Source organism: Phaeovulum molybdatiresistens, from assembly GCF_023544865.1.
Taxonomy (GTDB): Bacteria; Pseudomonadota; Alphaproteobacteria; order Rhodobacterales; family Rhodobacteraceae; genus Pontitalea.
Map to the genome: position 1 here is coordinate 1 of NZ_JAMJFX010000048.1, position 11311 is coordinate 11311.

An 11311-nucleotide genomic window follows, 5' to 3' on the forward strand; every position below is an offset into this window, starting at 1 on the left:
CCGTCACTGAAGCTGTGGGATGACTCTGTCCAGGGAAAGGAAAACCTCGGCCATCAGCTGATTTGTGCAACAGAGCCGAGGCAGAGGCTAACTTCTACGCCGTTCTGGAAGCTGAACCCATGGTTGCGTAACTAACAAAAATAGCCTCCAGCAAACCCGGCGCGGTTCAAAATGTATAAATCACCGAATCAAAAATAGATGCGGGGGCCGAGAGGCCCCCGCATCTATTTTTGGCCCGGACCTCGCCGGCAGTGCGGTCCCGTGTAAGGAAAGTTCAGAGCTCAAATTCCCGGCCCGGGTTTGCCCGATTTACCACGCCCTCATAGCCGACCTTCGCGACTTCGGCGATAGACCAGCCGTTATCGTTCAAGGAATCGGGTACAGCATTGAACACAGTGCCGCTGTTGATGATCTGGTGATCTTCGGGCCGGAAGTAGGTCATCCCGGTCGGGGAGTCGAACCGTACCGATTTGAGCGCATCGATAACTGCGCCGGTGCTGGAGTCGCCGCCCGTGGCCTCAAGTGCCGCCGCAAAGGCCAGCACGCCGGTGTTTGCCGTCGAGTTGAAGCCGTGAGGGTATTTATCGCCAGTTTCGGCCACATAAGCATCGAACAGCGCATTTGAAGCCGCCGAGTCGGGGAAGGCGCCGGGCTGCCAGAACGACGAACTCCAGGTGTTCTTGGTCATGTTACCCTTCAGGGACTTGGGCAGGTCGAGGTCCAGCGACTGCTCGGAGATACACGAGAATTTCTCGTCAAGGCCAAACTCCTTGGCCTGTTTGAAGAACGTCACCCCATCGTTTCCGAACAGAACGTTGTGAAGCCCGCTAGCCGGCGAGGCCATCAGTTCGACAATCTGGTTCCTGAAGTCGGTCGCGCCGTACTTGGGCGTCACGGGGTCGTGGATGGTTATCTCTTTTCCTGCTGCCGCGTAATGTTCTTTCAGGCTGTAGGCCATCCGTTCCCACGACGATTTGCCGACCGTGATATCGGGGTAGATAGATGTCCAGGACGTGACGTCCGGGAACTTCTCGACCATCAGCTTGGCGAGCGCCGAATTGCGGGTGTAGTTGTTAGGTACGGTAGGGAAGTAGTATCCGCTGAATTGCTCGTGTGTCAGCGGTTCTTCACCAGACCCGCCCCCCATCAGCACCGCATTCAAACTCGAAAGAATGCCGTTAACCGCCAGCGCAGTCGAGGTCAGCGGCACACCGACGAGGAGGTTGATACCGTTGCCGACCAACTCACGCGCGGCAGCAACGGACTGCGCCGGATCGCCCTTGTCGTCACGCGACACCAGCTCCAGCATATTGCCGTTGATGCCACCTGCAGCGTTGATCTGGTTGACCGCGACTTGGGCGCCGAAATGCATCGGGCTGCCCACAATCTGCATCGCACCGCTGAGCGGGCCGATAAAACCGATGCGGATCGTTGCGCCTTGAGCGCGTGCACCCACCACGGGCACCGCGGACAGGGTTGCCGACGCGAGAACGCCTTTCAGCAGCGTACGACGTTGGATGTTCGACATTTCTTTCTCCTCCCGAAAGTGCCGGGCCGCAATATGGCGCCCGGTCGTTAATTGTCTTCGGCGCACCCTAAGCGTCAGACATTTTCTTTGCACTGAGCGACTGGGAACCAAGGGGCTGAGGGTGGTTTTCAGCCTCAGAAAACGAGAGGCGCCGCGCAAAAACCTCTAAGATGTTAAAAACAATACTTAAATCAGCATACACCTCTGACACCGAGGCAACTCGCAAGCCGTTTCATGCCTCTTTCCCTTGTTTTATGCCGGCCATCCGAAACGTACCGGGTCAGAACCGTCCCATTTCACCGCCGCTGCAGCGATCTGTTCAAACATTCGCCGCCTTGGCGCGGTGAAATCGGTAACCTCGTATACAAAGCTCGGGTTGTCCGGATGCTGAAAGTACGCGAAGGGGCCAAACCCGGAACAGCCTTCTTGAACGGCCTCGTAGCCCAGCGAGATCGCAGTCGCAAACACCTCATCATATCGGTCCGACCACGACGAGTAATGATGCGGCACATCTCCCTCGGGATTGCGTCGAAGCCACTCGCTGTACATCGAAGGCTCAGAATTGGTCTGCTGGATAAGTTCAATCTGCACGTCGCCGCTGTTCGCCAGCGCAATCGACATTTCGAGCTTCAGCGGTTGGCCCCGGTAGGTGCAGGTCTCAACCGGCACGCGCTCGGCCACGAACCACGGACCAATTCCAGCCTTTTCGATGAAGAACGTCATCGCTTTCTGAAGGTCCGGCGTCACGTAGCCAATCTGCCTAATATCATCAAAGAAACGGCTCACGTTGGCCTCCCGTCATGTCAGTTCACGTTGTGGGCGGTGCTTTGGTGCAGGAACGGCGTCAAATCAGGCTGTCCGTTATGTGCGGTGATGCCTCCGTCGACTGGGACGATAGCACCGCTCATCCACCCGGCTTCGTCGCTTGCCAAAAAGGCAATGACATTGGCGATGTCCGCGACCGTGCCATAACGCCGAAGCGGTATCCGGGGCAGGAATAACTCCTCGACCTCCGGGCTGGTTATCAGCGCGCGGCTCGTGACGACCGGGCCGGGGCAGACTGCATTGACCCGCACACCATCCTTGCCGTGGTCGATGGCAAGCGTGCGCGTATAATTCACAACCGCCCCCTTGGCGGCGTTGTAAGCACTGAACCCGCTGTCGCTGCGCATGCCGGAGATCGACGCCACGTTAACAATGGCGCCATGTCCCTGCCGCCGCATAAGCGGCAATACCGCCCGGCAACAGTAGAATGTGCCGGTCAGGATAATGTGGATGGCCCGCTCCCAGGCTTCGAGAGGAAGATCGGGCGTTTCCACCCCCATGCCGCGAAACACAGCTGCGTTGTTCACCAGTACGTCTATCCGGCCATATCGCTCGTGCGCTGTAGCTACCAACGCCTCGACCGCCTCGAAATCGCCAATATCGCAAGGGGCGAACATCGCTCTTTCATAGCCAAGCTCGTGAGCAACGCTGTCGCCGGCCTCTTTGTCGATATCCGCGATGATCACCGTCGCGCCGCCCTGTGCGAGGCGACGCGCCGCGGCAGCGCCGATCCCGCTTCCGGCCCCAGTGACGATGGCGACACGCCCATTAAAATCCGACTGCAAATCCTGCCTCCTTCATCTTTCGTCGATGCGCATCCGGAGCGCGCCGGACTACATCGCGAGGTATTTGTTCTTGATCTCTGGATGAGCGTCGAACCCCGCCCAATCCCCGGAAAAGACGATGGAACCGCTGTCGATTACCGTCACCTGCTGCGTGCACTGCCGCGCGAACCAAATGTTCTGCTCACAGAGCAAAAGCCCGATCCCTTCGTTTTCACAGGCCGATACGACATCCTGCACAAGTTCCTCCACGATGATCGGAGCGAGCCCCTCGGTAGGTTCATCGAGCAGCATGAGCTTTGGGCGCGCCATCAGTGCCCGGGCGACGGCAACGAGTTGTTGCTGCCCCCCCGAAAGCTGGTCGCCAAAGCGGTCGGCCAAAGGCACGAGGATAGGGAAGCGTCCGATCACCTCGTCGACATCATGCGGCGCGACCCCACACGGCAGTGCATATCGCGCCATTTCGAGGTTTTCGCGAACCGTGAGGTGAGAAAATATCCGCCGATCCTCTGGCACGAGGCACAGCCCCATCCGGGTGCGAACGAAATTCGGCGTCGATCCAAGATCTTTGCCGTCGAACGCGATCCGGCCACAGACCCTCGGGTCGGCATTCATTATGCTCTTGAGCAGTGTCGATTTTCCCGCGCCGTTTCGACCGAGAACAGCTACTCGCTCGCCATCTCCCACAGACAGGCTCAATCCTTGGAGGATGTGACTGTCTCCGTAGAATGCGTCAATATTGTCGACCTCAAGCACTTGTCGCCTCCTGCCCCAGATAGACTTCTCGCACCAATGGATCCCGCCGGACCGCCTCGGGGGTGCCGCAGGCGATGATCTCGCCATAATTCAGCACCATCGCGGCATCGGCCAGCCCGAACACCACGTCCATGTCGTGCTCGGTCATCAGCATTGTGAATCCTCGTTCTGCTTTTAGGCGCTTCAACAATGCGACCGTTTCGTGCCGGTCGGACTGCGACATGCCAGCCGTCGGTTCGTCGAGCATCAGGATTTCCGGCTCGAGCGTAAGCGACAGCGATAGTTCGAGCCGCTTCTTGTCGCCATGCGACAGATACCGGGCCTCTGTCTCTGCCCGATTTTCGAGGCCGACCTCCGAAAGCCGGATCATCGCCTCCTTTCGCACTGCCGGGCTCGGGCGAAAGTCATACCAGACACCGACCTTTTCACCCGCCATTCGCATCCGGCGCTCAATCGTGACCATGATGTTTTCCAGCGCCGTCATCTCCATGAAGACGCGCGCCACCTGAAAAGTTCGCCCAATGCCCTGTTGCACCCGCCGGAACGCAGGCAGCTTAACGATTTCCTTGCCGGAGAACCGCACGCTGCCGCCGTTGGCTGGTGTCTCTCCGGTCAACACCTTGAACAGGGTCGTCTTCCCCGCACCATTCGGACCGATCAGGGCATGGGTTCCGCCCCTCGTAAGATCGAGGTCAACCCCCTTCAGGATCGGAACTGCCCCGTAGGATTTTCGAATGTCGCGGGCCTCAAGGATCACAGTCATTCCGCAGGCTCCTTCAATCCAGTCTCCACCACGTTCGCCGCAGCATCAGCGTTGCGGTCCCTGCGCGACTTGAGCGTAGACAGGAAACCAAGCACGCCACCCGGGAAGGCCAGAACGATAACGAGAAGGATGCCGCCAACCACCACTTCCGACAGGCCCGCAAAGGTGCGGGTGACGAAGTCGATCCCGGCGAAGATCGCGGTGCCGAGCGCGGGACCCCAGAAGAAGCCGGCTCCTCCGAGAAGCGAGTTGAGGACAGCTTGGATCGAGTGCATCCAATAGCCCGCCGCTGGCGTCACGATCTGCGTCAAGGGCGCGCTCAGCCCGCCTGCCACAGCCGCGACGGCGCCGGCCACGACAAAGGCGGCGAGCTGGTAGCGGTTAACGTTCACACCAATGAATTCGGCCCGCTCCCCATCCTGTTTTATACACCGAAGTACGCGGCCAAATCGGCTCTGCACGAGCCACCACAAAACAAGGGCGAAAACCGAACAAGTCAGCAACAGGAACCAGTAATAGGCATCGCTGCTTTCAAGGCTGATTTCTGCGAGGCCGAGGTGGATCGTCGGGCGCGGAATGCTTGCTAGGCCGTCAATTCCACCGAGGGCATGGGTGTTGCCGATGACGATATAGAGAACCTCGCTGAGCGCCAGCGTCAGAACTGCAAGGTGAATGCCGGTCATCCTCCGCAACGCCACCAGCCCGACCAGCAACGAACCCAACCCTCCGAGCACACCGGCTCCAAGCATCAAAAGAAGGAACGACTCGCCGGCCCGAAGGCCCCAACCGACGAGATAGGCGCCAACTGCAAAGAATGCCGCATGACCGAATGTCGCCACGCCGGCAAAGCCGAAAAGTAGGTTCCACGACAGACAAAACAACGCCTCTACAAGAACGAACCCTACGACGAAAACCCAGCCCGGATTGGCCCAAAGCGGCACCGATGCGAGGAGAACGAGCGCTATAAGTATACCAGAAATGACTGAGTTGCGCGAAGCCGTTATCATGACACGCCCCTGTGAAACAAGCCGTTCGGACGTGCGAAAAGTAGCACGATCATGACCACGTAGATCGCGAGACCGGGCATACCCGGGATGATGAATGAACTCATGCTTTCGGTGATCCCAAGGATAAGCGACGCGAATAGCGCGCCCCGGATATTTCCGAGCCCACCAATAATTACCGCGATGAAGGCATTTAGCGTGTAGGCATGACCAAGTTCAGGTGAGAGGCTTTGGTTGGGCAGGAGCAGACCGCCCGCCAACCCGGCAAGGGCAAAGGCGACGATGACGACACCTGTGAACAGAAGAGGGACGTTCAGCCCCAGCAGTCCGGTCATCCAGCCATCATTCGCTAGGGACTGCACGATTTTCCCGATCCAAAGCCGATGAATGGCAAACTCCAGCGCGAAGAACACCACCAGCCCCATCGCGACGATGAACAGCGAATATTTCGAAACGATGAGGTTTCCAAACCGGAGAATGCCGGAGACTTCCGACGGGGGCGACACGCTGTGGTAATCGAGCCCCCAAATCAGCTTCACAGCACCCACGCAGACCATCAGCAGCCCGAAGGTGCCGATCAGCATGTACTCTTCATCAAGGTCCTTAAGCCGCCGCAGGACAATTCTGTCAGTCACGATACCGATGCCCGCGACCACCACCCCGGCCGCGAGACTGGCAAGCAGGAACTGCGCCAGCCCGTCACCGAGCACCTGCAAAAAAGAAAATGTCAGATAGGCGCCTATCATGAAGAAGCCGCCGTGCGCGAAGTTCAGGATGCGCAGGATTCCAAAAACGAGAGTCAGACCTGCGGCCACCAGGAAGATGGACATGCCTACCGTCAGGCCGTTCACTAAGGCAAAGGTCAATTGCATCGACATCTGATATTGGACCTCCCCATCCAAAAGGCGCGGCTTGGCCTTCTCGCCTGCATGAGCTCGGGCAACCCGTGCGCATGCAGCAAGGCCAAAGATGCGATTTCTCAATGGTCGTACAAAAAATGTCACATTTCAATATACAATATGCCATTATTAAAAATACTTGGCGTAAGTGAATTGAATGTTGTTCGACGCACTCTGATGCTGTGAAAAACCGGTCCACGAACACAGTCGTGTTGCATTCGCAGCCCATCGAGGGCGTCCGACCAAGGGCCTAGCGTCAGATCGTTGGTGCCTTATCGAAACGGATCGGAAGCTCTCGCAGCGGAAGCGTCAGGAAATTAGGGCGATGAATTGGCTCATCAAGGGGACGGGCAAGCTCAATGTTTCTGAGCCGCCTTAGCACTGCAAGAATGCCCTCGGAAATCTCGGCATTGGCGAGGATTGCCCCAATGCAGAAATGCGGGCCTGCGCCGAATCCAAGGTGTTGGCCCGCATTTTTCCGTGACATGTTGAAAACGTGCGGGCATTCGAACTTTGCTGCATCACGATTGGCCGCGCCGTAACGCACGATCACCACTGAGTCCTTCGGGATCAGTGTGCCTGCCAGTTCTACGTCTCGTGTTGTCCGGCGACGCAGGCCCTGGGTTGGAGCCTCATATCGGATCACCTCATCGACGAAACCTCGAATCTTGGCCTCATCCTTTCGCAGGGCTTCCGCCTGATCCGGATGCAGAATAAGCTGACGCAACGCATGACCAAGTGTCGTCGTCGTCGACTCGAACCCCCCACCGATAAGCTGGCTCATGATCGATTGCAGCTCTGCCATCGAGAGCGGTTCCTCGTCTTCCTGATGCGAATGGACCAGTTTGGATATCAGATCATTCCGGGGCGTCTTGCGGCGATCCTCGAACACCTCGCAGAGGAAATGCTGGGCTTCCAACTCGACATCGGCGTTTTCGCGCAATTCGTCCCGCGTCATCACCCGTGAAGCGGGCGCAAGCATTGCATCGGCCCATTTTCGGAATGTCGTGACATTATTGGCGTCGAGCCCCATCTGCTCCGCAAGAATGATTCCGGGCAACTGAACCGCGAAATCTTCGATGAACTCGCATTCGCCAACATCGATGAACTTGTCAATCAAGGCATTTGCGACATCTTGGATGTGCGGCGTCAACTCGCGCACCGTCGTAACAGTGAACACGCGGTCAAGCAGTCGGCGATAGCGTGTATGCACAGGTGCATCGGTGCGCTGCAGGGTGGCCATATGCGGCCAACCATGCTGCTCAAGGTAGTCATGCAGGAACGCCGAGTTGTCCGCCCCTTGTAAAGATGCGCGGTCCACCTCGTTAGAGAAAGTCTTTGGATCGGTAAGCACCGCCCGGAGGTCTGCGTATCGCGTGACAATATAGAAGCCGGTTTCAGGCATCCTGTAGATGCCTGGATATGCTTGTATCGCATCATAGGCAGCAAAAGGATCGCTCTGCGTTGCCGGGTCGAGCAGACTGATGCCACTCAGTGTAACCGCTTGTTCGTTCATCCCGTCCCACCCCGCGTTGTCTCTGGTCACCGCTCTAACTTCAACACGACTGCTACTCGGATCGATGACCATGCCGCATCCTAAGAGTTCATCCATGTCCCGAAGGCGAATCTATCTGTATTTTTATAATCTCTAAATAAGCACAATTCCAAACTTTAAGCATACAAAATATTTTTATCAATATTTCTTCTCTGCCACTGGCCCGGCTCCTCCTAAGCATACGCCGAGGGCCGCGGTCAGGCAGCCTTGCCTTAGCTTTTCCCTTCGGTTTCCAGTGGCGTGTGGCTTTGATGCTGTGACCGCCCTCCGACGGCATCGATGGGCTCTGTTGCACAAAACCCGTGGGGGATTCATCTCGTGAATCCAGTGTGGTAGCTGGAGGGCATGAGCAGACCCATCCGCCCTGCCTACAAGACCAGGAACTGGCCGGCCTATAACGAAGCGCTCAAGCGCCGTGGTTCGCTGACGATCTGGTTTGATCCCGCCATGACCTGGGAGGCCACGCCCACCCGCAAGCGTGGTCGCCAGCCCGACTACAGCGATGCTGCTATCCAGACCTGCCTGACGATGAAGGTTCTGTTCGGCATGGCGCTCAGGCAGACGACCGGGTTCGTCGAAAGCCTGCTGCGGTTGAGTGGGTTAGACTGGGTCGTGCCCAATTTCAGCACGCTCTCACGTCGGCAGAAGACCTTGCAGGTCAACATGGCCTGCTTCCGCGAGATCGAGGACGGGTTGGCACGCGCCAATGGCCTGCCCTTCGGCCTTGCTTCCTACATCTTCACCAATTCGCTGGAACGGGCCGATCGTGCAGCAACAGGCTTGCAAGCGGGGATGGTCAGCATCAACCACTTCGGCCTTGCCCTGCCGGAAACGCCGTTCGGCGGCGTACGCGACAGCGGATATGGCAGCGAAGGCGGGACCGAGACGTTTGACGGCTACCTGTCCACCAAGTTCATCTCGCGCAATTCCGCGCCGGTCCGCTAGGGGGGCCATGTCCGTTGATCTGACATTCAGGGGTGGCGCGGCCGTCCTGACCATCGACAATGCGCCCTTGAACCTGCTCAGTGCCGAGGTTCGGGCGGGGCTTCGGCGCAGCCTAGACGCGGCCGTGGCGCAAGGCGCGACCCGCCTGATCGTGACCGGGGCCGGCAAGACCTTTGTCGCGGGGGCGGACGCGAGGGAGTTCGGCCTGCCGCCGATCCCGCCGCACCTGAACGATGTGCTCTTGCACCTCTCGCAGCTTGCGATCCCGACCATCGCCGCGATCAACGGGGCGGCCCTTGGAGGCGGGCTGGAGATTGCCCTGGCCTGCCGCTATCGCATCGCCGCACCCGGCGCCCAGCTGGGCTTGCCCGAAGTGGTTCTTGGGATCGTGCCGGGCGCGGGCGGCACGCAAAGGCTGCCGCGGCTGATCGGGGTCAGGACGGCACTGGACTTGATCGTCAACGGCAAGGCCATCGCAGCGGACAAGGCGCTGTCGCTGGAGCTGGTCGATCAGCTTGCAGGCGACCCCGTGGCGGCCGCGCTGGCCCTCGACGCGGCGGTTCTTTCTGCGGCGCAAGGGCCGGACGAGCGACCCGCGCCCCAGGTGGATGATGACGCCGTGGCCGCGATGCTGACCCATGCGAAGCGGCGCCTGCCCGGCCAGATTGCGCCGCCGATCGCCGTGGGTCTGGTCGCGGCCAGTGCCACGCTGCCGCTGGCCGAAGGGCTGGCGCGGGAACGGGCGGCGTTTGTGGACCTGCGCGCATCGGCTCAGGCGCGGGCGCTCAGGCATGTATTCTTTGCCGAACGGGCGGCGGGCAACCGGGGGCGCGGCTATCCCAGACCGGCGCGCGACATCGCGACGGCCATCGTGGTCGGCGGCGGCAACATGGGCGCCTCGATTGCCTATGCGCTGGCAACGGCTGGCATCGCGGTGACGATTGTCGAACGCGATGCGGCGGCGGCGGATCGCGCGACCGGAAACCTGCACAGGCTGGTCGACCAGGGGGTCATCCCGCCTTCGGCCTGCCGCAGGATCGCGAGGATCCGCGCCTCAGTGTATCTGCTTGTCTTCATTCAGAATCTCCTCGTTCATCTTGCCGAGAAAATTCTACTTATGCAGCCCCTTACTTTCGGGGGGGATTACCGCTACTTCGGGATCGCCACCTATCTGACGCTGCCGACTGGCGACTATTCGTCCACCGAGCCGAGCCTTGGCACCAATCGCTGGTCCATGGCCATTCAGCCCGCCTTCCTGTTCAATGTCGCGCCGAATTGGTCGGTCGACCTTGTGGGCGATGTCACGATCTACGGTGACAACGATGATGGCCTAGGAGGGGCAACCGTCGAGAAGGATCCGAGCTTTACCGCACTCGGATGGGTGAACTATCACGCCAGCGAAAAGACGACAGTTTCCATCGGGGCCACGACGAGTTGGGGCGGCGCCGAAACTGTTGGCGGAATCCAGGGCGTTGACGTGAAGTCCACCACGGTGCGGGCGGCCTGGTCGCAACTGCTGACCCCGACCTCCCAGTTCATGATGGAGGTCGGACACGACGTAGAGGCGGAAAACACCTTTGAGCGCGATACCACCGTGACGCTTCGGCTTGCGAAGTTCTTCTAGGCGGGCCGGAAAAGCGGTGTGATACCGCGATCCGAAAGACAGGCCGCACCGCCCAGCCTCGATGCCGCGGTGCGTCCCGCAAGAAACAAATGGTAGCGCGTTGCGAGGCCTCCCCGGCACTCCGCCGCCTCAGAAGGGAGAGATCCATGCATTGTCAGTGCGTTCACGAATTTGGCCGGCCGCTCCGCGCGGATGACAGGCCGGAGCTGGCCACGCAGGGAACCGAGGTGATCCTGTCGGTGACGGCGGCCGGCCTCTGCCACACCGACCCGCCGCAACGAGATCTTCCTGATGGGGCAGAACCGCCCGCTGAGGTCGGTCCACACCGCCAAGGACTGGACGCCCGAGACTATCCGGGATCATGTCATTCCGGCACTGAGCCCGACGTTCTATCCGCTGGACCGGAGCCAGGACGTATTCAGCTGGGACCCCTACTGAAGCGTCAGAACGGCCGAGACCAATCATCCGGACGCGCAACCTCACTCGCGAGCGCCGCGCACTCGATGCGGTCGACCAGATCAGGGGAAATCGGTGGCAAATGTCGGACTCGGAACACTAGCAGGCCGCTGAAATAGTCCCGGCTCGACAGTGGTTTGAGAACATGATTCACCCTCGGCACGATAACGGCGG

The 11311-nt window shown here is 59.5% G+C and carries 11 protein-coding genes and 2 pseudogenes; 4 read left to right on the forward strand and 9 right to left on the reverse strand.

The annotated features are described in order from the left end of the window. Nucleotides 1-274 precede the first annotated feature (274 nt). The 8 genes from MXB90_RS16985 to MXB90_RS17020 form a co-directional block, all read right to left on the reverse strand. Nucleotides 275-1528: an ABC transporter substrate-binding protein gene (locus MXB90_RS16985; RefSeq protein ID WP_250046609.1), complete on the reverse strand. Its 1254-nt coding sequence runs from the start codon at nucleotides 1526-1528 to the stop codon at nucleotides 275-277. Between the two features lie 252 nt (nucleotides 1529-1780). Beyond that, nucleotides 1781-2314, reverse strand: a complete 534-nt coding sequence (locus MXB90_RS16990) for a VOC family protein (protein WP_250046610.1) — start codon at nucleotides 2312-2314, stop codon at nucleotides 1781-1783. Nucleotides 2315-2331: 17 nt separating this feature from the next. After that, a complete protein-coding gene (gene budC, locus MXB90_RS16995) occupies nucleotides 2332-3138 on the reverse strand; it encodes a meso-2,3-butanediol dehydrogenase (RefSeq protein WP_250046611.1) in 807 nt (268 codons plus the stop codon). Between the two features lie 48 nt (nucleotides 3139-3186). Further along, on the reverse strand, nucleotides 3187-3891 hold the full coding sequence (locus MXB90_RS17000; protein ID WP_250046612.1) for an ABC transporter ATP-binding protein: 705 nt from the start codon (nucleotides 3889-3891) through the stop codon (nucleotides 3187-3189). After that, on the reverse strand, nucleotides 3884-4654 hold the full coding sequence (locus tag MXB90_RS17005) for an ABC transporter ATP-binding protein (protein WP_250046613.1): 771 nt from the start codon (nucleotides 4652-4654) through the stop codon (nucleotides 3884-3886). Before MXB90_RS17005 ends, MXB90_RS17000 begins: the two co-directional genes overlap by 8 nt. Next, nucleotides 4651-5661, reverse strand: coding sequence for a branched-chain amino acid ABC transporter permease (locus tag MXB90_RS17010; RefSeq protein WP_250046614.1), 1011 nt, complete (start codon nucleotides 5659-5661; stop codon nucleotides 4651-4653). The genes MXB90_RS17005 and MXB90_RS17010 overlap by 4 nt, the downstream gene beginning before the upstream one ends. Beyond that, nucleotides 5658-6641: a branched-chain amino acid ABC transporter permease gene (locus MXB90_RS17015; protein WP_250046615.1), complete on the reverse strand. Its 984-nt coding sequence runs from the start codon at nucleotides 6639-6641 to the stop codon at nucleotides 5658-5660. Before MXB90_RS17015 ends, MXB90_RS17010 begins: the two co-directional genes overlap by 4 nt. Nucleotides 6642-6813: 172 nt before the next feature. Next, a complete protein-coding gene (locus tag MXB90_RS17020) occupies nucleotides 6814-8145 on the reverse strand; it encodes a cytochrome P450 (RefSeq protein WP_250046616.1) in 1332 nt (443 codons plus the stop codon). 312 nt (nucleotides 8146-8457) lie between these two features. Between MXB90_RS17020 and MXB90_RS17025 the strand changes: the two are divergent. From MXB90_RS17025 to MXB90_RS17040, 4 genes and pseudogenes are all read left to right on the forward strand, one after another. After that, nucleotides 8458-8778 (forward strand): annotated as a pseudogene (locus MXB90_RS17025) (transposase); the annotation flags it as partial. Further along, on the forward strand, nucleotides 8776-9057 hold the full coding sequence (locus tag MXB90_RS17030; RefSeq protein ID WP_250046618.1) for an aldehyde dehydrogenase family protein: 282 nt from the start codon (nucleotides 8776-8778) through the stop codon (nucleotides 9055-9057). The pseudogene MXB90_RS17025 and the gene MXB90_RS17030, both read left to right, overlap by 3 nt. A 7-nt stretch (nucleotides 9058-9064) precedes the next feature. Beyond that, nucleotides 9065-10009: pseudogene (locus MXB90_RS17035) on the forward strand (enoyl-CoA hydratase-related protein); the annotation flags it as partial. A 165-nt stretch (nucleotides 10010-10174) separates the two neighbouring features. Next, nucleotides 10175-10681 (forward strand): transporter, encoded by a 507-nt coding sequence (locus MXB90_RS17040; protein WP_250046619.1) that lies wholly within the window; start codon nucleotides 10175-10177, stop codon nucleotides 10679-10681. 442 nt (nucleotides 10682-11123) lie between these two features. On the opposite strand, the gene MXB90_RS17045 is transcribed toward MXB90_RS17040, so the two are convergent. Continuing rightward, on the reverse strand, nucleotides 11124-11311 hold a 188-nt coding region (locus tag MXB90_RS17045), incomplete at its 5' end, for a hypothetical protein (protein WP_250046617.1).

What these genes read in the sequence shown, in the direction of transcription:
- MXB90_RS16985 (WP_250046609.1), bottom strand. Translation starts at nt 1,528, where the DNA reads ATGTCGAACATCCAACGTCGTACGCTGCTGAAAGGCGTTCTCGCGTCG.
- MXB90_RS17005 (WP_250046613.1), bottom strand. Translation starts at nt 4,654, where the DNA reads ATGACTGTGATCCTTGAGGCCCGCGACATTCGAAAATCCTACGGGGCA.
- MXB90_RS17010 (WP_250046614.1), bottom strand. Translation starts at nt 5,661, where the DNA reads ATGATAACGGCTTCGCGCAACTCAGTCATTTCTGGTATACTTATAGCG.
- MXB90_RS17020 (WP_250046616.1), bottom strand. Translation starts at nt 8,145, where the DNA reads ATGGTCATCGATCCGAGTAGCAGTCGTGTTGAAGTTAGAGCGGTGACC.
- MXB90_RS17030 (WP_250046618.1), top strand. Translation starts at nt 8,776, where the DNA reads ATGGCCTGCTTCCGCGAGATCGAGGACGGGTTGGCACGCGCCAATGGC.
- MXB90_RS17040 (WP_250046619.1), top strand. Translation starts at nt 10,175, where the DNA reads ATGCAGCCCCTTACTTTCGGGGGGGATTACCGCTACTTCGGGATCGCC.